Source organism: Cupriavidus sp. GW823-FHT07B10 (assembly GCF_058794355.1).
In genome coordinates this window covers 120,802-141,599 of the sequence record NZ_JBXAGS010000005.1, presented here as the reverse complement: position 1 = coordinate 141,599, position 20,798 = coordinate 120,802, and the positions used below count along the sequence as shown (strand labels likewise).

General features: G+C 60.3%; 21 protein-coding genes. 16 read left to right on the top strand and 5 right to left on the bottom strand.

The genetic code is table 11. The annotated features are described in order from the left end of the window. The first annotated feature begins 15 nt into the window (after nucleotides 1-15). The 10 genes from AC1Q6V_RS13050 (at nucleotide 16) to AC1Q6V_RS13005 (ending at nucleotide 10,340) form a co-directional block, all read left to right on the top strand. Nucleotides 16-951 (top strand): WcbI family polysaccharide biosynthesis putative acetyltransferase, encoded by a 936-nt coding sequence (locus AC1Q6V_RS13050; RefSeq protein WP_454749493.1) that lies wholly within the window; start codon nucleotides 16-18, stop codon nucleotides 949-951. Then, nucleotides 948-1,790: an NAD-dependent epimerase/dehydratase family protein gene (locus AC1Q6V_RS13045; protein WP_454749507.1), complete on the top strand. Its 843-nt coding sequence runs from the start codon at nucleotides 948-950 to the stop codon at nucleotides 1,788-1,790. Before AC1Q6V_RS13050 ends, AC1Q6V_RS13045 begins: the two co-directional genes overlap by 4 nt. A gap of 10 nt (nucleotides 1,791-1,800) precedes the next feature. After that, on the top strand, nucleotides 1,801-2,814 hold the full coding sequence (locus AC1Q6V_RS13040) for a GDP-mannose 4,6-dehydratase (protein ID WP_454749492.1): 1,014 nt from the start codon (nucleotides 1,801-1,803) through the stop codon (nucleotides 2,812-2,814). Between the two features lie 13 nt (nucleotides 2,815-2,827). After that, nucleotides 2,828-3,853 carry a GHMP family kinase ATP-binding protein gene (locus tag AC1Q6V_RS13035; protein WP_454749491.1) on the top strand — a complete coding sequence of 342 codons (1,026 nt, stop codon included), beginning with the start codon at nucleotides 2,828-2,830 and terminating at the stop codon, nucleotides 3,851-3,853. Nucleotide 3,854: 1 nt separating this feature from the next. Then, nucleotides 3,855-4,433, top strand: a complete 579-nt coding sequence (locus tag AC1Q6V_RS13030) for a D-sedoheptulose 7-phosphate isomerase (RefSeq protein WP_454749490.1) — start codon at nucleotides 3,855-3,857, stop codon at nucleotides 4,431-4,433. Nucleotides 4,434-4,435: 2 nt separating this feature from the next. Further along, nucleotides 4,436-5,128: a nucleotidyltransferase family protein gene (locus AC1Q6V_RS13025; protein WP_454749489.1), complete on the top strand. Its 693-nt coding sequence runs from the start codon at nucleotides 4,436-4,438 to the stop codon at nucleotides 5,126-5,128. After that, nucleotides 5,125-5,667: a D-glycero-alpha-D-manno-heptose-1,7-bisphosphate 7-phosphatase gene (locus tag AC1Q6V_RS13020; RefSeq protein ID WP_454749488.1), complete on the top strand. Its 543-nt coding sequence runs from the start codon at nucleotides 5,125-5,127 to the stop codon at nucleotides 5,665-5,667. Before AC1Q6V_RS13025 ends, AC1Q6V_RS13020 begins: the two co-directional genes overlap by 4 nt. A gap of 55 nt (nucleotides 5,668-5,722) precedes the next feature. Beyond that, complete coding sequence (locus AC1Q6V_RS13015) at nucleotides 5,723-6,877, top strand: glycosyltransferase family 4 protein (protein ID WP_454749487.1); 1,155 nt, start codon at nucleotides 5,723-5,725, stop codon at nucleotides 6,875-6,877. A 114-nt stretch (nucleotides 6,878-6,991) separates the two neighbouring features. Beyond that, complete coding sequence (locus tag AC1Q6V_RS13010; RefSeq protein WP_454749486.1) at nucleotides 6,992-8,878, top strand: capsular polysaccharide export protein, LipB/KpsS family; 1,887 nt, start codon at nucleotides 6,992-6,994, stop codon at nucleotides 8,876-8,878. A 37-nt stretch (nucleotides 8,879-8,915) separates the two neighbouring features. Then, the gene (locus AC1Q6V_RS13005; RefSeq protein ID WP_454749485.1) at nucleotides 8,916-10,340 is read left to right on the top strand and encodes a mannose-1-phosphate guanylyltransferase/mannose-6-phosphate isomerase; all 1,425 of its coding nucleotides are present in this window, start codon (nucleotides 8,916-8,918) and stop codon (nucleotides 10,338-10,340) included. A 79-nt stretch (nucleotides 10,341-10,419) separates the two neighbouring features. On the opposite strand, the gene AC1Q6V_RS13000 is transcribed toward AC1Q6V_RS13005, so the two are convergent. Continuing rightward, nucleotides 10,420-12,249 carry a coiled-coil domain-containing protein gene (locus tag AC1Q6V_RS13000; RefSeq protein ID WP_454749484.1) on the bottom strand — a complete coding sequence of 610 codons (1,830 nt, stop codon included), beginning with the start codon at nucleotides 12,247-12,249 and terminating at the stop codon, nucleotides 10,420-10,422. Continuing rightward, on the bottom strand, nucleotides 12,239-12,847 hold the full coding sequence (gene cysC, locus AC1Q6V_RS12995; protein ID WP_454749483.1) for an adenylyl-sulfate kinase: 609 nt from the start codon (nucleotides 12,845-12,847) through the stop codon (nucleotides 12,239-12,241). The genes AC1Q6V_RS13000 and cysC overlap by 11 nt, the downstream gene beginning before the upstream one ends. Nucleotides 12,848-13,066: 219 nt before the next feature. Between cysC and AC1Q6V_RS12990 the strand changes: the two genes are divergently transcribed. Beyond that, nucleotides 13,067-13,237, top strand: coding sequence for a hypothetical protein (locus tag AC1Q6V_RS12990; RefSeq protein ID WP_454749482.1), 171 nt, complete (start codon nucleotides 13,067-13,069; stop codon nucleotides 13,235-13,237). Between the two features lie 577 nt (nucleotides 13,238-13,814). Next, on the top strand, nucleotides 13,815-14,105 hold the full coding sequence (locus tag AC1Q6V_RS12985) for a hypothetical protein (protein ID WP_454749481.1): 291 nt from the start codon (nucleotides 13,815-13,817) through the stop codon (nucleotides 14,103-14,105). A 78-nt stretch (nucleotides 14,106-14,183) separates the two neighbouring features. Here AC1Q6V_RS12985 and AC1Q6V_RS12980 read toward each other — a convergent pair whose 3' ends face one another. After that, on the bottom strand, nucleotides 14,184-15,236 hold the full coding sequence (locus AC1Q6V_RS12980; RefSeq protein ID WP_454749480.1) for a hypothetical protein: 1,053 nt from the start codon (nucleotides 15,234-15,236) through the stop codon (nucleotides 14,184-14,186). Between the two features lie 294 nt (nucleotides 15,237-15,530). On the opposite strand from AC1Q6V_RS12980, the gene AC1Q6V_RS12975 reads away from it, so the two are divergent. From AC1Q6V_RS12975 to alaC, 4 genes are all read left to right on the top strand, one after another. Then, entirely contained in the window at nucleotides 15,531-16,238 is a 708-nt protein-coding gene (locus AC1Q6V_RS12975) for a PadR family transcriptional regulator (RefSeq protein ID WP_454749479.1), read from the top strand. 78 nt (nucleotides 16,239-16,316) lie between these two features. Next, entirely contained in the window at nucleotides 16,317-17,144 is an 828-nt protein-coding gene (locus AC1Q6V_RS12970; RefSeq protein ID WP_454749478.1) for a siderophore-interacting protein, read from the top strand. A 56-nt stretch (nucleotides 17,145-17,200) separates the two neighbouring features. Further along, nucleotides 17,201-17,611, top strand: coding sequence for a hypothetical protein (locus tag AC1Q6V_RS12965; protein WP_010814114.1), 411 nt, complete (start codon nucleotides 17,201-17,203; stop codon nucleotides 17,609-17,611). 130 nt (nucleotides 17,612-17,741) lie between these two features. Continuing rightward, nucleotides 17,742-18,968 carry an alanine transaminase gene (alaC, locus tag AC1Q6V_RS12960; RefSeq protein WP_010814115.1) on the top strand — a complete coding sequence of 409 codons (1,227 nt, stop codon included), beginning with the start codon at nucleotides 17,742-17,744 and terminating at the stop codon, nucleotides 18,966-18,968. A 13-nt stretch (nucleotides 18,969-18,981) separates the two neighbouring features. On the opposite strand, the gene AC1Q6V_RS12955 is transcribed toward alaC, so the two are convergent. After that, nucleotides 18,982-19,650, bottom strand: a complete 669-nt coding sequence (locus AC1Q6V_RS12955; protein WP_011617068.1) for a Crp/Fnr family transcriptional regulator — start codon at nucleotides 19,648-19,650, stop codon at nucleotides 18,982-18,984. 14 nt (nucleotides 19,651-19,664) lie between these two features. Next, nucleotides 19,665-20,792: an enoyl-CoA hydratase/isomerase family protein gene (locus AC1Q6V_RS12950; RefSeq protein WP_454749477.1), complete on the bottom strand. Its 1,128-nt coding sequence runs from the start codon at nucleotides 20,790-20,792 to the stop codon at nucleotides 19,665-19,667. Between the last annotated feature and the right edge of the window lie 6 nt (nucleotides 20,793-20,798).

Genomic DNA, 20,798 nt, shown 5'->3' with positions numbered 1-20,798 from the left:
TAAGGAGAAAATCTGGTGGTGCAACGAAAAAAATACTCTGTCTATGGCTCTTGTCAGGCGCCAGCATTGGCGCAAGTAATGAACAGTTGCCCGAGATTTGCCAGCGAGTGGGAATTCATCGAAATCCCCCCTTGCTATGCGGTCAGCGAGGAGCAGATCGATCATTTCGCGAAAGAGCTACTTCCGGATCTCGATCTGCTTCTTTATCAGCCAGTTTCGGAAGATTATCGCGGCCCCCAATTTTCCTCTGAATTTCTCAGAAACTGCCAGCCTGCCGGGGCTATGGCGTTGTCGGTGCAATACATGCACTGGGAAGCCTATCATCCTACGCTCAATCAGGTATATGGTCTGCCGCCGCATCCGGAGGGATATGTTGACACTCTGGTGGCGGCGGCAATCGGAATGGGGGTTGACCGCGCCACATATTTGCGCCGCCTGGAGGAAGTCGGCGCGTCGCTCGCAATTGATATGGGGGAGATCGAGGCCTGGTGTGTTAGCGAGTTGAAGGCGCGGGAAAGCGGTGAGAACGATGGTGGAAAACGAATCGACATCACGGTGACTGACTTCATTTCCACGAACTATCGCAATAGTAGGCTGTTCTACACAGTGAATCACCCGACTGTGGCGCTGTTGCACGAGGCCAGTGCGCAGTGCATGCTGAAGCTCGGATACGCGCATTCCGACATTTGGTTCGATCCAGTGCTGGATCCTTTGAATGCAAGCCAAATAGCACTTTATCCAATATATAGAGATGTATTTAGTTTCAATGAGGATAAACGGATGAGTGACTCCAAGTTGCTCTCCAACACAAAGTCGTATGAGGTATATCTCGGGGAGCAGTTCGATTGGTTCGAACGCTTGCCGTCCGATGACGTTGGTGATTTTTTTGAACGGCTCGCCACGAGCCGTCCATGGCTGAGAACCTCACTGCGGAGGGCCTTTGCGTGCTGAAAGTTTTCCTGATTGGTAGCACCGGTTATATCGGAAAGGTACTCTATGCGGCGTGCGCCAAGCGCTGGCAAATAGTGGGAACGTCAACGACGGGCGGCGCCGATGTCCTTTTTTCTCTGGCATCTCCTGAGTCGTTTCCGTATGAGGACGTGAGGGCTGGCGATTATGTGGTTGTGACGGCAGCGATTTCCTCCCCGGATGCATGTGCGAAAGACTATGACAGGGCGTTCCAGGTCAACGTGACGGGAACGATTGCGTTAGTTCGCGAAGTGGTAGCTCGTGGCGGGCGTGTCATCTTCTTCTCAAGCGATACCGTCTATGGGGCTACCGAACAATTGCTGAAGGAGGACGATGCGGTCGCGCCAATTGGGGTCTATGGGGCGATGAAGCGTCAAGTCGAGGAGGAATTTGCAGCTTGCGAAGGCGTCACGGTGATTCGTCTCTCCTATGTGTTCTCGTTTGCTGATCGGTTTACCCAGTATTTGTTTGACTGCGAGAGAGCGGGACGTACAGCAGAAATCTTCAAACCATTTTCCCGTTGTGTCGTGCATCGGGATGACGTTGTGGAAGGTGTGCTGCGGTTGATTGAACGGGGTTCCGTGGCAGGCGATCGTGTTATCAACTTCGTCGGGCCCGAGTTAGTGCCACGGGAAGAGTTCGTCGAGAGCATTCGGGCGAGGGCGCTGCCGAGGCTGAACTACGGAATCAGCGAGCCGGAAGCAGCATTCTTCGAGAATCGGCCTCGTGTCATAAATGTGAGTTCACTTCGCTTTGAGAAATTGCTGGGGCGGCGGCCACGCCGCCTCGATGAGGCGATTGATTTGGAATTGTCTAACTAGAGAGAGTTATATGAAAAAGCGTGCATTGATTACCGGAATTACCGGGATGGTTGGATCTCATCTGGCCGATTTCCTGCTTGAAAATACGGATTGGGAGATTTATGGCCTGTGCCGCTGGCGTAGCCCGCTGGACAACATTGCCCACTTGCTGCCCAGGATCAATCAGAAGGATCGGATTTCGCTTGTTTACGGCGACCTGCGCGATTACCTGTCTATCCACGAAGCGGTAAGGCAATCGCAGCCCGATTTTGTGTTTCATTTGGCGGCGCAGAGTTATCCCAAGACGAGCTTTGATTCGCCGCTCGACACCCTTGAGACCAATGTTCAGGGAACGGCCAACGTGCTGGAAGCCTTGCGCAAGAACGAGGTCAAGGCGGTGACGCACGTTTGCGCGTCGTCGGAGGTCTTCGGTCGGGTACCCCGCGAGAAGCTGCCCATTGATGAAGAGTGCACCTTCCATCCGGCTTCGCCCTACGCCATTTCGAAGGTGGGTACCGACCTGATCGGTCGTTACTATGCCGAGGCGTACGACATGACCGTGATGACGACCCGGATGTTTACGCACACCGGCCCGCGGCGCGGTGATGTATTTGCCGAGTCGACGTTCGCCAAGCAGATTGCAATGATCGAGGCAGGCATGATTCCGCCGGTCGTCAAGACGGGCAATCTGGACTCTCTGCGGACGTTCGCGGACGTCCGCGATGCTGTCAAGGCGTACTACATGCTGGTGACCGTCAATCCGATTCCGGCGGCGTACTACAACATTGGTGGCACCTACACCTGCACCATCCGGCAGATGCTGGATACTCTGGTCTCCATGTCGACCGCGAAGGACGTCATTCGCGTTGAGACGGACCCGGAGCGCCTGCGCCCCATCGATGCCGACCTGCAGGTTCCGAACACCCAGAAGTTTGAAGCCGTGACCGGCTGGAAGCCGGAAATCTCCTTTGAGAAGACCATGGAGGACTTGCTGAACTACTGGCGCGCTCGTGTTTCTGCCGGCGAGAAGTTCCTTACCCGATAACAAGGTTACTGCAATGATTGTTCGTGCGAGAGCTCCGCTGCGCCTGGGCTTGGCGGGGGGCGGGACCGACGTCGCGCCCTATGCGGATACTTTTGGTGGTTACGTTCTGAATGCAACTATTGATCGCTATGCCTATGCGGTGATCAAGACGCTGGATGAACCAGTGGTGCGATTCGTCGCGACCGACCAGATGGTTGAAAAGCACAAGCTGATTTCCGAGCCTCTGGAGCTGAACGGCAAGCTGGATCTGCACAAGGCCGTCTACAACCACATGATCCGTAACTACAACGACTCGAAGCCCATAGCGCTGGAGCTGAGCACGTTCTGTGACGCACCAGCCGGATCCGGTCTCGGTTCGTCATCGACACTCGTCGTGGTCATGATCAAGGCATTTGTCGAGTTGCTGAACCTGGCGTTGGACGACTATGCGATCGCACTGCTGGCGTACCAGATCGAGCGCGTCGATTGCGGCTTAAAGGGTGGGCGCCAGGATCAGTATTCGGCAACGTTCGGGGGATTCAATTTCATGGAGTTCTATTCGGACGACCGGACGATTGTCAATCCGCTTCGAATCAAGAACTGGGTACTCTGCGAACTGGAAGCATCACTGGTGTTGTTCTACACCGGTGTATCGAGGGAGTCCGCGAAGATCATCCAGGACCAGAGCGAGAACGTCACCGCGGGTAGGACTGCCGCGGTCGATGCGATGCATGGCATCAAGCGCGAAGCGCTGGTCATGAAAGAGGCATTGCTACGCGGAGACTTCAAGGCGTTTGTGGCATCCATGCGCCAGGGTTGGGACAACAAGAAGAACTCGGCAAAGACAGTTTCCAACGCGCATATTGATGAGATCTACGAAGCCGCCATGGAGTCTGGCGCGCAGGCGGGCAAGGTGTCCGGCGCGGGCGGCGGCGGCTTCATGCTGTTCTTCGTGCCTACGGAGAAGCGCATGAATCTTATTCGAACTTTGAGCCGCTACGAGGGGCAGGTCAGCAATTGCCACTTCACGAAGCACGGCACACAAGCTTGGAGAATCTGAAATGACCTATATCACTCGCAATATCGCCGAGACCCAGAGGATCATGTCGGCGATGCTAGCCGATGAGCATCTGCTGGATACCGTCCAGAAGGTGGCCGACGCTTGTGTTACCTCCCTTGGGCAAGGTTGCAAGGTGCTGCTCGCTGGCAACGGCGGCAGTGCTGCGGATGCGCAGCACATCGCTGGGGAGTTTGTCAGCCGCTTTGAATTCGATCGCCCGGGGCTGGCGGCGGTGGCGCTGACGACGGACACCTCGATCCTCACCGCCATTGGCAATGACTACGGCTACGAGAAGCTGTTCGCCCGCCAGGTGCAGGCGCTTGGTAACCGGGGTGACGTGCTGATTGGCTATTCGACCTCCGGCAAATCGCCGAATGTCCTGCTGGCGTTTCAGGAAGCTAAGGCAAAGGGCATGCTTTGCGTGGGCTTTACCGGTAACCGGGGCGGACCCATGCGCGAGGCGTGCGACCTGCTGCTCGAAGTCCCGTCGGCGGATACGCCCAAGATCCAGGAAGGGCATCTGGTTCTCGGTCATATCGTCTGCGGGCTTGTGGAGAGCGCGATCTTCGGGAAGCAGTGAGCATGCGTGAAGCGATTGTTCTCGCCGGTGGTTTTGGTACGCGCTTGCGTGCTGTTGTTTCCGATGTTCCCAAGCCGATGGCTCCGATCGCAGGTCGGCCGTTCCTTGAGATTCTGCTTAAGCGCCTGGCTGGCAAGGGGTTCGGCCGGGTGATCCTGTCGGTAGGATTCATGGCCGAGAAGATCATCAGCCATTTCGGCAATCACTTTGCAGGGATGGAAATCGCTTACGTGATTGAGGATCATCCGTTGGGCACCGGCGGCGCAGTGAAGGCTGCGCTGGCGCAGTGCCTGGATGGGCATGCCTTTGTTTTCAATGGGGATACTTATGTGGATCTCGAAATTGACGAACTAGAGGCATGCTGGCAGATCGGGCGCGTACCCGTGATCGTCGGGCGCGAGGTGCCGGATACCAGCCGGTATGGCCGTCTGCTTACCAGTGAGGGGAGGGTGATGGGATTCGCGGAGAAAGGCGTCTCAGGTCCGGGGCTAATCAATGCCGGTTGCTATGTCCTGCCCAGGGACTTTCTCGAGAACGAATCGAGCGAATCGTTTTCATTGGAAGTGGATTTTATTTCGAAGCAACTCGATCGCCAGCGGTTCGATCTGTTCGTGACGCGCGGACATTTCATCGACATAGGTATTCCCGAGGACTTCCACCGGGCCCAGACCGAGCTGGCAGGAGTCTGGCTGTGAAGAATCGAGCCCTGTTTTTAGACCGGGATGGTGTTATAAATCGCGATGATGGCTATGTCTTCGAGAAGGAGCATTTCTTCTTCATCGATGGGATTTTTGAGCTTACGCGCGCCGCCAGGGATTTGGGCTACCTGATTATTGTGGTGACTAATCAGGCTGGGATTGGACGGGGTTATTATTCGGTGAATGATTTCCTGAGGTTATCGGACTGGATGAAGGGTGTTTTCGAAAAAGAGAATGCCTTCATCGATCACGTCTATTTTTGTCCGACGCATCCAGAGCACGGCATTGGGAAGTATAAGACAGAGTCTGAGTTTCGTAAGCCCAACCCTGGGATGCTCCTGTCCGCCCGGCGGGATTTCGATATCGACCTTGAGCGCTCGTTGCTGGTCGGCGACAAGGAGTCCGATATCGAGGCTGGGATTAAAGCGGGAGTGGGAAAGAAGCTATTGCTGATCGGAGGTGAGGAGGCTGGCAGGACGGAGACATCGGCGGATGCGACGATTCGCGGTCCGCGAGAGGCGATTTCGTTCCTGTGACAGGATGTGCCTTTTCCTTAGTTCCAGCCACGGTATCCCTTCAGATAGGAAGACAGTGCTCCCAATATACTTGGACGTTACGCGACTGCTGGACCGGCTACGACAGCGAATGCTGCCTACGGGCGTGGATCGCGTTGGCCTGTCCTATGTTCAACACTACGCGCATAGGGCGCGTGCTGTACTGAGCGAGGGCGGATTTCATGTCGTCCTGTCCGAACGCCAATCTGCGCTGGCCTTCGAATTGCTGCTGAGTCAGGACACCACGCGCTGGAGGCAGGCGCGTGCGGTGCTCGTGCGCGGCGCGCTTAGCGGACTCCGTCGAGAGGTCGTTCACCCAGGGGTGCTGTTGCATACCAGCCACTCTGGGCTGGAGTTCAGGCGCTATTTCAATGCGCTATGCGGCAGGCAGATCCGTACCGTGATCATGGTGCATGATCTCATTCCAATTTCCCACGCTGAGTATTGTCGTCCCGGAGTCCGTGCCAAGCATCTCAGCCGGTTGAAGGTAGCGCTTGATCACGCTGCGGGCATTATTTCCAACTCCCAGGACACACTCGATACTCTGGTCCACGAGGCGGACCGGGCTGGCTGGTCGATGCCCAAGGCGGTGGTCGCGCGGCTGGCGTCGGGTGTAGCGAGCCAGGCGGCGGGTCCGAGTTTGCTGGAGGGTCCGTATTTTGTCATGATCGGCACCATCGAGGCTCGGAAGAACCATTGGTTCATCCTACATGTGTGGCGTCGCCTTGTGGAGAGGTTCGGGGAGCGCGCCCCCAAACTTGTAATCATTGGTCGCCGCGGATGGGAGTGCGAGAACGCAATCGATATGCTGGAGCGATGCGAGGCGTTGCGTGGGGCAGTGGTGGAGGAGAGTGATTGTCCGGATTCCCGTTTGCATAATTATCTTCGCCATGCATGTGCGTTGCTGTTTCCCTCGTTTGTCGAGGGCTACGGTATGCCGCTGGTCGAGGCGCTGCAGATGGGGGTCCCGGTTATCGCAAGTGACCTGCCGGTATTTCGCGAGATCGCGGACGATATTCCTGATTATCTTGATCCGTTGGACGGTCCAGGTTGGATCTCGCGAATTTGTGCGTTTGCGGAGAAGAACAGCGCGGCGCGCCGCGCGCAGATCAAGCGGATTGGCGGCTTTCGGGCACCTACCTGGAAGGCGCATTTCGAGACTGTCGATCATTTCCTTGAGGAACTCGCGTAGATGCGGAGTTCGGCAAAGGGCTCGGATCGGGCGCGCACCGAGAGCGGGGGATTGTGCGGCGTCGGACGGCTGCCTGCCGCGCTGGGTAGTGGCGTCAAGGCGCCTGGAATCGCGATGGTTGGCCCGGTGTGGGGGCAGCGCGAAGCGGGGGCACCAGTGTTGTCCTGGTTTGATCTGTCTGCCGAGGATGCACGTGACGAACGACATGCCGATGATCCGCTGACCAATGCGGTCCGACGTCTGCTCATCACCGATCCCTCCTTGGGTACGTCGCCCGCTCTGCCTTCCTTAATGGAGCGAGTCGTTGCCTTGCGGGCCGATGCCCTGCAAGTCATCTCGCCTCAAGTACCGCCGGCTCTGACGGCCAGGGTCTCTCGTCCCGCCGTCTTGCTGCTCGATCAGCCCATCGGGCCAGGTGCAAGCGCGGAATCATTCAAACGGTTGGCGGCTACCGCAAGTCTTGCGCATCCGGGGGCAGACCTTTGGATCTGGCCCCTCTCAGGGCGCCGGCGCGGCGGGCTTTCCGAGATTCGTCTGCCAGCGGGGCGATATCACAGGTTGGCTGAGGGAGGGAGTCTTTTCGCCGCGCTTTCCCGCATAGATCACGTTTATACAATCAGCGCGCCCGAGGGTATGCAGGTTTTGCTTGCAGGTGTTCCTCTCCATGTGCTCGGACGGCCGTACTACGCCGGATTGGGGCTGACTCACGACATGGAACCTGAATCTACCGCTGCAGCTACGCCGATGGCGCTATTCGATGCTGTCTACATTCGGTTGGCCCAATACCTGGATTTGGGCTCCCAAGGCGCTGGAACGCTCGCGAATGTATTGGACGCGATCGAGCTTCAGCGAGCCGTTCAATTCCGCTACGCCGATTGCCGGCAGGTCGTAGCGATGCGGTTCCAGCTATGGAAGCGCCGGTTTGCCTTGCCGTACCTGATGGCTGGCGGGGGACGGGTGTCCTGGCGCACCGCGCTCACGAGCAATGCTGCCATAGATGGTCGGGTGGCGCTATGGGGAAGCAAGACAGCCGAGGGTATGACTGCCTCCACGCCGACATTGCGCATGGAGGATGGCTTCTTTCACTCCGATGGCTTGGGGTCGGACATGGTTGCTCCACGCAGCCAGGTACTCGATCGTCTCGGGCTCTACTTCGATGCTCGCAAGCCCTGCGAACTGACGCACATTCTTAATAGCGCCACCTTCGACCGCGCTGAGCTTGCGCGCGCGGCAGAGCTGCGCGAGCTGGTCTGCCGCCTGGGCGTCACAAAATACAACATGGGCCGCCGGACACCGATCTGGAGGGCACCGGTGGGGAAGACCGTGATTCTGGTGGCAGGGCAGGTAGCCGATGACGCGTCGATTCGTTTCGGTACGGGCGCCATCGGGACTGCGCAGGCACTGCTTGAAGAAGTGCGCGCTCGTAACCCGGATAGTTTTATTGTCTACAAGCCACACCCTGATGTCCTTTCAGGCAATCGAAAGGGATTGGTCGAGGCTCAGGGCCTGGCAGATGTTGTGGATGCTGAAGCGGACGTGCTATCGCTGGTGGACCGGGCGGATCAAGTTCATATTCTATCGTCGCTGGTGGGGTTTGATGCGCTGCTGCGTGGCAAGCGCGTGTTCACCTATGGCTTGCCTTTCTACGCTGGTTGGGGGCTAACCGAGGATGCATTGCCACAGCCATGGCGCGAGCGTCGGCTTTCGCTGGACATGCTGGTCGCGGGGGCTCTGCTCCGCTATCCAGTCTACTGGGATTGGCATTCGCGGCTATTCACCACACCTGAATCCGTTGTACGCGAGCTCGGCATGACCGCCGGCCGTCCACTGGTGCGCATCGCGGAAGATCGTCTTCGCTGGCCACGCAAGATCTGGCGTTGGGGCCGGAACGTCGTATGGTTTGGGTGGTGGTCGTGGGTCCACGAACGCCGTGCCCGCGCCGGCCGTCTGGATATTCCGGAGGGTGCGATGGATATTGCCGCTAAGGGAGAAAGGATATGATCGGGTCTGTATTTTTAAAGACTTTAGGAAAACTGGCATGAGAATTTGCCCCGTGATCCTCTGCGGCGGTAGTGGGACCCGCCTCTGGCCGATGTCGCGCAGCACTTATCCGAAGCAGTATCTGAAGCTCGCCGGCGGTAGAACCCTCGTCCAGCAGACCGCGATGCGGCTTCGAGCTGTTCATGGTGTGGCACCACCAATCGTCATCACCAACGCAGAGCAGCGCTTTCTAGTAGCGGAACAATTGCGTGAGGTGGGAATTACGCCATCCTCGATCGTGCTGGAGCCTGTCGGCAGGAATACGGCACCCGCAGTCGCTGTGGCCGCGCTACTTGCGAGTCGGGAGGCTGAGGACACGTTGCTGATGATTTTGCCGTCTGATCATGTGATCCAAGATGAGGAGGTGTTCTGCAGGCTGGTGGATACTGCTGCCGCGCTTGCGCAGGACAACTATCTGGTTACCTTTGGTGTAGAGCCGACTGAGCCGCATACCGGTTTTGGTTATATCCGAAGCGGTGGCACCTTGTCGTCCGAGAGAAGCGCATATCTGGTCGATCGTTTCGTCGAGAAGCCCGACAAGGATGCGGCGGTGCGCCTTCTCCAAGAAGGCGGCTACTATTGGAACAGCGGGATGTTCATGATGAGAGCGTCGGCGTATCTCGATGAACTGGCTAGGCACGAACCGTTGATTCTGGCCCAGACTGAACTTGCGGTGGCCTCGGCTGCGAGTGACCTTGATTTTTTCCGTCTAGGTGCGGAAGCCTTTGCAGCGTGCCCCGATATCTCAATCGACTATGCTGTGATGGAGAAGACCGAGCGCGCTGCCATGGTAGCAGCCGCTGGCCTCGGCTGGAGCGATATTGGCTCATGGACGGCGCTGGCGGATATAGCAGCGACCGACGCGAATGGAAATGCGCTGTCTGGCGACGTATTGATCGAGGATGCGAGCAATACATATATCCGTGCGGAGCATCGCATGGTTGCGGCGGTCGGCGTGAGGGATCTGGTGATTATCGAGACTGCGGACGCGATTCTGGTTTCGCATCGCGACAAGACGCAGGAGGTGAAGAAGATCGTCGAGCGCCTGAATAGCTCAGGCCGGCACGAGTCTTTCACGCATCGCCGGGTCTTCCGGCCTTGGGGTTCCTATGAGGGAATCGACAAGGGCGATCGTTTTCAGGTGAAGCGAATCGTAGTTAAGCCAGGTTCATCTTTGAGCCTACAGATGCACCATCATCGCGCTGAGCACTGGGTCGTGGTGAGTGGGACCGCCAGGGTATTCAACGGCGATCAGGAGTTGCTGTTATCGGAGAACCAGTCTACCTACATTCCGATTGGAGTGACCCATCGATTGGAAAATCCAGGGAAGATTCCTTTGGAGTTGATCGAGGTGCAGTCCGGCGCGTATCTCGGTGAAGATGATATTGTTCGGTTCGAAGATCACTACGGTCGCCTCAATTGAGCAACCGGCGCAGCCGCGGCCGCGCGTGACGGCGTCGACATAGGCTTCTCAGGCGAGGCTCGTGTACGCCGGGCTTCGCTTAATTCGCTGAATTGCGCTTCCGCGCAAATAGCTTGGAAAACTGCATTGATGCCGCGCGCATGGGCGACGTGAGGCGCCATGACCGACTGGCATGGATGTCTTCAAGCTGTTGCGAGAGAGCATCCATCTGCCGTTGTGCAGCCAGGGCGGCAGCGTGCTGACGCTCGACAAGTTCGCGGGTGCTGTCCAACTCGGTTTGTAGGGCCAGCTTCTCACCTGTGACTGCGAGAATGCTCGCGTAGCGCTCGTCAGCGGTTTGCCTGGATGCTGTCAGGTTCTGCTCGGCCAGACGCAAGTGCTCTTGCAGCGCCGATCTGTCCAGCGCAATGGCGAGTGCCTCGGCACGATGTGCGTCGGCGACTCTCTCGGTAGTCTGCAGTCGCTCTTGCACGAGACGCACTTGATCGCGCAGCTCGCTCGCCACCTGCTCCGCGCAGAGCATGCTTGCATGCCGTTCCTCTGCAAGACTCCGGGCAGCCGCCAGTTCGCCGTGTACCGTGCGCACCTGCCCATGTAGCCGCTCCATTTCTTGGTTCGCAAGGACAAGGCTGGCGCTCTGCTCTCGAACGACCTCCCGCACACCAGACAGTTCGGCCTGCGTGTGATTCAGTTGTGCTTGGATACCGGCGCTTTGTTCTTCTGCGACAAGCATTCTCGCGTGCTGTGCGCTGCTGATTTGCCGCGTGGAAGCGAGTTCAGCGACCACTAACCGGGATTCAGCGTCGATCTGTTCCGCCTTTGCCATCGAGGCGATAGCTCTCGCTGAGGCTTCCGTAGATTGATCAAGAAGGCGGAGTGCGGTTCTTCTTGCTCTGACGGAATCATCCGCTGAACCATGCGGTTCAGACGCGGCCGTTAGGGCTGAAAGTGCTTCTTTTGCCGCAAATGCCTGATCTAGTGCCTCTCTATGGTAGCCATGCTCTTGAAAGATCTGTAGGACTAACTGCTCGATGTGGTGATAGAAATTGATTTCCTTTCCCGCAAAGGATGCATGAGGAATATCAGCATCGGAGAAATCAAGGCCCATAATACCTTGCATCTCGAGTTTTCTGATAATCTCATCTCGATAGCCCTCATCCGAACTCAAGCGCTCGACGCTAATCGATATGTCGGCATGACGCTCGAATTCGATATACGAATATAGCCAGAGTCCAAAGAATGCAAGGTAGTTCTCGGCCGCGGTTAGTGGATGCTGCCTGAAGAAGGTCAATTCATCGCCGATTGTCTCGGCATGAATCTCACCAATTTGGCATCGAGTGCGAATTTCAGCCAGCGCGGATGGAATGTTCTTTGCGTTGTAGATCAGCAGAACTGCTGGATCAAAGAAATCATTAACCTTAAATGACCACCACTGGTTGCGCGGCTCCCGCCAGAGATGCACGTGTGCACCGCCAAACTGTGCCTTGAATGCAGCGACTCTCCCAGCGCTACGGCAGAACTGGAGTACCGGTCGCGCTTTGGCGTGCTCAATCAAGGCACCGAAGTATGAAGTCTGCTCGGTCGATAGAACATCGGCGGGCAAGCAAAAAAAATCGTCGAAACTAAACGTTTTTCTGAAAAGGCCATTCAAAGTTTCTTGTATCTGGTGGAACTCCCAGAAATAGGGTCTCGTCAGTTTTGGGTGGCGAAGGCTCTCCGCCATGTCCTCATGAACCTCAAGTAATGCATCCGGATCTTCATTGAGGTTGAGCAGGAATTCATGTTCCGGTTCCTGATAGCAAAAATACCGACCTTCGGATCTTCTGAATACATTGAACAGATACGTGCTACCAGAGCGATAGAGCGAGTGAATGAAAATAGGAGCGGCGATATTTTTGTTATTCGGCATTGTTGGCGCTTGCAAGTGAAGAGGGTGGAGGTGCTGATGCTGCGAGCGAGACATCTCCGACCAGGAAGCTGAAGATCTTGTTCGAGCACTCCTCTACGCTTAGCTCCTTTGTGTTGATTGATAGATCTGGATTGTGAGGTACTTCGTAAGGTGCGGCGATTCCCGTAAAGTTCTTGATCGTGCCCGCGCGGGCTCTTTCATAGAGGCCCTTGGGGTCTCGCGACTCGCAAATATGGAGTGGTGTATCGATAAAGACTTCGATGAAGTTCGTGCCGGCGATTTCACGAGCTCTATCTCGATGCTTTTGCTCGGGCGAAATAGTGGCAACGATTACAACGAAACCCTGTTTCCGAAACAAGTCGGCGACATGCGCCATGCGGCGCAGATTCTCGGTTCTATCCTCGGCGCTGTATCCAAGGTCGGCGTTCAGGCCAGTGCGCAGATTATCGCCGTCCAGCACGACTGCATTGACGCTTCGATCGCGCAGGCTATTACGCAGTGCTACTGCAATCGTCGATTTGCCAGCCCCCGATAGGCCCGTTAGCCAGACAACGTAGCCGTCCGAGATTCTTCTTCCAGTCAACGCTGATTTCTCCACTCAATGGGGTCGGCATTGCCGACACGGTAGCTGGTGATTCTACGATCGAACGTCGTCTGGCTGCAAAACTTCGGGTGTCTTGACTAGTGGAAATGAAGCGGGATACTAATCCGCGGAGGATCGGGTAGCATCATTGCGCGCGCTCATCAGCGCGCCGCCGGTGTACCCCAAAAAACGGTAGCTAGGCCAGGCCCCGGGCGATCGCGTGGTGGACTGAGCATGAAGATTCATGCACTGGTTGACCGACTGGGGATGCTGGCGAAGTTTCACCTGACTGGCAGACAGGCGGGCGACAGGCCCGAGGCGTTGCCATTGCTGGGGGTACGCCCGGCCGGCATCGCCGATGACAAGGACCACGATACTGACGCCCTTAACAAGATCGACGTTTAGGTTCCTACCTGGGCGAAGACGACATCGTCCGTTTTGAGGACAACTACGGCCGCGTGCAATGATGTAGCGCACGGGCCCCGCGCCCGTGGTGTGCTGACGATTCGCCAATAGTTGGCAACTGGTGAGCCCGGTCGGGCAACGGGGTCGGCAGGGTGGTGTTGCTGACAGACGCCGCGATACCGCGCTGCCTACGGCCGCTTTTGCGAATTTGCCCATACCAGCAGGTCTTGTCCCTCGGCATACTAGGCTCGTCGCTGCCATCGTAGCGATCGGGTTTAGCGGCCCGAGTGAACAGGCCGAGCGACCGCCTTCTGGCGGTCGCCGTGCCTGCGCACGCCCTTCCATGGGCGGGCCCTGGCAGGGGAGCCCCCGGGCTCGCCGGCTCCTGTTCCCCGGTCCGCTAACCCTGCCTTGCGCCCGCCCACCCCGATTCGCACCCGGGGAGCGGGACTGAACCTGTATGACAAGGGGGGCATTTCCATGCTTCAGTCTTTGCTTGCCCATATTGGGCGATTGGCAATCTCCAGCATCTGCACAATGCATCAGCGCGCGCGAGCCACGCATGCGGAGGTGCGCCATGTATAGCCATAGCCATCACGGCATCACAGCCGAACACAATGGTGCCGACATGCTCGTGACCGCCCACAGCCCTGGAGAAAATCCGCTGAGCCTTGCGACAGAACGCGCGGCCGAGCTCTATGGCCTGCTGTTGATGGCCAGCGACTATGACGCCTCGGGCGAGGACCTGGGCGGTCTGAGCCAGGAGACCAGGGAGAGCCTGCTTTCCCTTGCGGGCAGGCTGGCGCATGAAACGCAGGTGTTGAGCGAGCTGGCCTTGCTGCATGGCCAGGCATTGCAGCGTGACTGATGTTGCGCGGGCCGCGGTGTGGGGCCGCGGCTGTCGAGCTACCCGGTCCCGCGGGCACCTCGCCTGGCGGGGCCATTTCTAGAAGCCGTTGATACGCAGCCCGATCGATATCAGCCCATTTGATCGGCCCAGCCCCTTTGCCATGACCGGGTTGTAGAGCATCGGCACATAGCCGAAGAGGCTGTTCTGTGAGCCTTCCCCGCGTACGAACACGTCAAGGTAGTGGTTGACCGCATAGGAAGCCTGCAGTGCAATCGTCTGATTAAATTGGGCCTTCGGCGCACCATAGGACGAGTAGCGCTGGTCTAGTTCGCGAAGGAAATACTGGGCATGGTAGCCGGCCAGAAGGCTTATCGAGCCAACCCGCCACCGCCATGAGCCGCCGGCGCCGATGAAAGCGCTGCTGTCATGAAAGCCGTCTCCGGCGTTCAGGCCGAACTGGGTCGCGTTGACGCGGACGCTGGCACTGGTGAGGGTGGCGCGTCCCATCCGACATGGCGCTGCGAGCGTGCCGATGGCCATGTTGTCCGCGCTGACCCTTACGTTGTACTGGCATGTGCCTTGTCGCCACGTGCCCTGTATATCGCCGGCTCGCACCCAGCTATAGCCTGCGCTGACAAAACCCGTCAGGAAGTGGTTGGTCCATGGCTGCCCGGTGTAGATGAGGTCTGCCTGCACTTGCGTGTCGTTCGGATGCGCGACGGTGAAGTCTCCAAGCTTCTTGCCGTTGCTGGATCCGCTCCTGCTCAGGCTGCCGGCATAGTTGCCCCAGGCGGACAGCCGCAGTGTGAGCTTGCGGCCCGCATCCGGGCTGGTGAGCAGGCCATAGCTCACGCCAGCCAGCCAGCTGTCGACGTCCGCTGAGTCTTGCCCGTGACTCATATGCCGGCGCCAGTATCCTGCTTCCAGCGACCAGGACGGCGAGAACTTGTAGGCTGCCCGGAGATGGCCGCCCTGGTAGTGACCGCTGAAGTCATAGGCGCCTTCCACCACATAACCTTGCGGTGCCGGTCCCACCGGCTCGGCGCTGAGCAGCGCATCTTCCATGGCGCTGTGCGCCGCGTGCCACGGTCCCAGCATCATGGCACCGATCCAGGCCGCCGCGAGCCTTCGCTGTTTGATGGCGTTCATATGGTTCCCCGGTGTGCCAGCTCGGTTGTTGCGGCTTCTGGCGCACCGGTTTGATGCTTCTCTTGGCGCTTGTTGTTGCGCTCTTGCTCTCGTTCCCGGTTCGCTTTTCTTGTGCCTTGTTCTCGCCTTGTTCTTCGAGCGTGGCGTTAAATGAATGTTGGAAAGCGGGGAGCCGCTCTACAAGCCGGCTTGGTGTGGCAGGGCACGTACCAGCTGGCGGAAGCTTGGCCGTGCTTGACATTAGCTCTTACGATATATATCGTAAGATATGTTTTGCGACATATCGGAAGTGTCATGCGCCATCATTCCCACCCTTTTGGCTCCTCAGGCCACGGCCCTCACCTGCTGATACGCCTTTTGCCTCACTTTGAGCGCCACTTCGCCCACCACGCCATTGGTCGCCATGGCGGCGGCTTCTGGGGCGGCGGGCATGACAACGGCTTCGGCCCGGGCGGCCCCGATGGTCCCGGCAGCTTCGATGGCGAAGGCTGGCGCCGGGGCCGCAAGTTCAGCGCCGATGACCTGCAGTTGCTGCTGCTCGCCATGCTCGAAGAGAAGCCGAGCCACGGCTACGAGCTGATCAAGGCGATCGAGACCCGTACCAACGGCTTCTACAAGCCCAGTCCCGGCGTGGTCTATCCGGCCCTGACTTACCTGGAAGAAGTCGGCTACGCCACCGTCGATACGGAAGGCAACAAGAAGCGCTACCAGCTGTCCGAGACCGGCAAGGCCCACCTGGCCGCCAACCGCGAGCGGGTCGAGGTGATGATTGCCAAGCTGCGCCACGTGGCGCGCAAGGTTGAGTGGATGCGGCGCGCCATGAGCGGTGAGCCGCAGCCCGAGCCGGAGCAGGGCGGCTGGCTGCCCGAGCTGATGCAAGCCCGCGCCGCGATCAAGCGTGCCATTGCGCTGCGCAGCGATGCGGGCGCCGACGAGCAGCGCCGCATCGCGGAGATCCTGCTGCGCGCGGCGGCCGAGATCGAAGCGGTGCGCAAGGCCTGACATGTGGCACTGACGCTGGCTGCGGCCATCGGCAACCTGACCCGGCAGGTGCCGGGTTCTATCCCAAGGAATTCCAATATGAGTGAGAACAATCAAGCCTCCGCACGCGACCTGACTGTGCAGCGCGTGCGCCATCCTCTTAAGATGCGCCTGCTGCAAGTGGTGCGCACCGCGCAAATGTCACCGCAGCTGCTGCGCGTCACGCTGGGCGGCTCGGACCTGCAGGACTTTGTCTCGGCGTCGTTCGACGACCACGTCAAGGTCTTCTTCCCGGTGGACGGCGCTGACAAGCCGGTGCTGCCGCAGGTCACCCCGGACGGCATCACCTTCCCCGAAGGCCAGCCGCGGCCGGCCGCGCGCGACTACACGCCGCGCCGCTACGATGGGGCGAAGCAGGAGCTGGATATCGAGTTCGTGCTGCATGGCGATGGTCCCGCGTCGACCTGGGCCGCGCAGGCGCAGCCGGGCCAGTACCTGGGCGTGGGCGGGCCGCGCGGCTCGTTCGTGGTGCCCACGGCGTTCGACTGGCACCTGCTGATCGGCGACGATACCGCGCTGCCGGCGATCGCCCGGCGCCTGGAAGAGCTCGGGGCCGATACGCGCGCCATCGTGGTGGTGGAAGTGGGCAATGCCGCGTCGCAGATTCCTCTGCCGACGCAGGCGCAATGCGATGTGCACTGGCTGCATCGTGACGATGCGCTGGAAGGCAGCCTGCTGGAAGGGGTGCTACGCAAGCTCACGCTGCCGCGCGGCGAGGGTTATGTGTGGGCCGCTGGTGAAGCCGCGGCGATGAAAGCGGTGCGCCAGTACCTGGTCAGCGAACGCGGTGTCGACAAGCGCCGTATCCGCGCGTCGGCGTACTGGAAGCGTGGCGCTTCGGCGGTGCATGAGACGCTGGACGACTGAAGCGGGCGGGGTGCCGGTAAGATAGTGCGACCGCCATCCGCCAGGGAGACCCTGCCGTGCAGCCTTCGCCCACCTTTCGCCGCTTCACGATCAGCCGGCGCTTCGCGCTGGCCTGCGCCTGCGCAGCGTTGCTGGCGGCCTGTGCGCCGGACTCCGTGCGCAATATCCAGGCCAAGGGCTTCAATGCCTATCTCGATTCGCTGCAGACCGCTTGCCCCAACATGGTGGTTGGCTCCAGCAATATCAGCGACTGGCTGCGCACCAGTGGCAGCAGGGGCGACGACAACTACGTCTACTGGCTGGACCAGACCTCGCGGCTCTACTACCAGCGCATCTCGCCAACGCAGTATCGGGATTCGGTCAGCGCGGCGCTTGGCGGCAAGTCAGATTCGCGCGCGCTGGACTGCATCGTGCGCAACCTGCCGCCGGACCGGCCGACGCGTCCGCCGGGCGGCAAGCTGCTTTGATCTTTCGCGCGGCCTCACGTGACCGTTGTGCATTCGCCGCATCCCCGCTAACATGAGTCTCCGGCAGCCGAGACAACGGCTGCCGACGTCGCTCGGACGGTTCCGGGCGCTTACGTAAAGGACTTCCTCCATGACTGCCGCTTCTGGCAAGCGCCGCTTTGCGCGCATCGATCGCCTTCCCCCGTACGTTTTCAATATCACCGCCGAGCTGAAGATGGCCGCCCGCCGCCGTGGCGAGGACATCATCGACATGAGCATGGGCAACCCCGATGGCGCCACGCCGGCGCATATCGTGGCCAAGCTCACGGAAGCGGCGCAACGGCCCGATACGCACGGCTATTCGGCCTCCAAGGGCATCCCGCGGCTGCGCCGCGCGATCGCGCACTGGTACCGCGAACGCTATGACGTGGAGATTGACCCGGATACCGAGGCCATCGTCACCATCGGGTCCAAGGAAGGCCTGGCGCACTTGATGCTGGCCACGCTGGACCGCGGCGACACGGTGCTGGTGCCCGATCCCAGCTACCCCATCCATATCTACGGCGCGGTCATTGCCGGCGCGGATATCCGCTCGGTGCCGCTGGTGCCGGGCATCGATTTCTTTGCCGAGCTGGAGCGCGCCATCCGCGGCAGCTATCCCAAGCCGAAGATGATCGTGCTGGGCTTTCCGTCCAACCCCACCGCGCAATGCGTGGAGCTGGACTTCTTCGAGCGCGTCATTGCGCTGGCACGCAAGCACGATATCTTCGTGGTGCACGACCTGGCCTATGCCGACATCGTGTTCGATGGCTGGAAGGCGCCGTCGATCATGCAGGTGCCGGGCGCCAAGGACATCGCGGTGGAGTTCTTCACGCTGTCCAAGAGCTACAACATGGCGGGCTGGCGCGTGGGCTTCATGGTGGGCAACCCGGACCTGGTGGCGGCGCTGACGCGCATCAAGAGCTATCACGACTACGGCACCTTCACGCCGCTGCAGATCGCGGCCATTGCCGCGCTGGAGGGCGACCAGCGATGCGTGAGCGAGATCGCCGCGCAGTACCAGTCGCGCCGTGACGTGCTGGCGCGCGGGCTGATCGAAGCGGGCTGGCCCGTGGAGATCCCGAAGGCGTCGATGTATATCTGGGCGCGGATTCCCGAGCCGTACCGCGCGCTGGGTTCGCTGGAATTCTCCAAGCAGTTGCTGGCCAAGGCCAAGGTATCGGTCTCGCCGGGCATCGGCTTTGGCGACTATGGCGACGAGTATGTGCGCTTTGCCCTGATCGAGAACGAATCGCGCATCCGGCAGGCGGTGCGGGGCATCAAGGCGATGTTCCGGGCCGACGGGCTGGTCAAGCCGGCATCAACCGCGCAGGCATGAACCAGCGCTGCGCTCAGTAGCGGCGCAGCGCCTCCAGGTCAAGCACATGCACCACGCTGTGCTTGACCGCCAGCAAGCCTTCATCCTCCAGCACCTTGAGCGCCGCATTAGCCCGCTGGCGCGAGATGCCCGCCAGCAGGCCGACTTCTTCCTGCGTCAGATGCAACGCCGGGCCCGGTCCGGAAGGGCATAGCACGGGATGGAATAGCGTAGCCAGCGCCCGCGCCACGCGTCCTTCGATGCCGTGCAGCCGCTCATGCTCTACGGTGGCGATAAACAGGCCCAGCCTTTCATTGAGCTGGTCGAGCAGATAGCGGTTGAAGGGAAGGCTGGTCTCCTGCAGCCAGCGGAACGTCGCCCCCGGCATGCAGGCGATGCGTGAATCGCGCAGGGCCACTACGTCATAGCGCAGCGCCTCGCGCTTGAGCAGGGAGCCTTCACCGAGCCAGCCACCGGCCGGCACGCCGGTCAGCGTCGCGCGCTTGCCCGAGGGCGATGCGCAATGCACCTTGACCAGGCCTTGTGCGATGCCAAGCCAGCAGTCGGCCAGGTCGCCCTTGCGGATGACATAGGCGCCTTGCGGCACCGCGCGCTCACGCAGTTCGGCGCGCACGCGCTGGCGTTGCTCCGGGGTCAGTGCCGCCGCCCAGGGGCTGCGCGCCAGCAGCGCGTCGAGGCTCACGGTGGTGCATCCGCTCAGGCGGGCAGGGGCAGCGGCTGTTCGCCCGGTGCCCACCACGGCCGGAACAGCGCCTGCACGGCGACGTCATCGACGGCTTCATAGCTGGCGATGCGCCAGTGCGGCGTGTTGTCCTTGTCGACGATCAGCGCGCGCACGCCTTCGATGAAGTCCCCCTGCGAGAACGTGTTGACCACCACCGCCAGTTCCATGCGGAAGCAGTCGGCCAGGTCCATGCGGCGGCCGCGCAGCAGCAGCTCGCGCGTGGCGCAGGCGGACAGCGGCGAGCGGGTGCGCAGCACGTCGATGGTGCGGGTGGCCCAGGCAGAGTAAGCCGGGTCGTCCTGGCAGGCCAGTCCGGCCAGGATCTCGGTCAGCGTTGCATGTGCGGGGAAATGCCGCAGCAAGGCCGGCAGCACTTGCAGCAGCGGTGCGTCGGCGGCGCTGGCGACGTGCTCGCGCACCAGCGCATGGCGCAGGTCTGACAGCGTGTCATCGCCCCAGGCGATGCCGGCGAGGGTCTGCTCCAGGCCGGCCAGCGTGGCGCTGTCGACCGCGGCGTCGGCCAGCCCGCACAGCAGGGCATCGGCAGCGCCGATGGTGACCCCGGTCAGTCCCAGGTACAGCGCCAGCTGCACCGGCAGCTTCGACAGGAAATGGCTGGCGCCCACGTCCGGCACCAGGCCGATGCCGGTCTCCGGCATGGCCACGCGCGAGCGTTCGGTGACCAGGCGCAGGTGCGCGGCTTGCGCCAGGCCCATGCCGCCGCCCATGACAATGCCGTCCATCAGCGCCACCAGCGGCTTGGGATAGCGGTGCAGGCGGTAATCCAGCGTGTATTCGTCGATGAAGAAGCGCCGGTGCAGCGGGGTGCCGTCGCGGTAGCTGTCGGTCAGCGCGCGGATGTCGCCGCCGGCGCAGAAGGCCTTGGGGCCGGCGCCGCGCAGCACCACTGCGCGGACGGCGTCATCCCGCGCCCAGGCTTCCATCTGCGCACCAAGCGCGACGATCATCGGGTACGACAGGGCATTGAGCTGGCGCGGCCGGTTCAGCGTGGCAATGCCGACACCGTTGACGACCTGGAACAGCACCTCCGGCTCGGCGGCATCCAGGTTGGCGGCCTTGGTCTCTTCAGTCAGGCGCATGGCGGG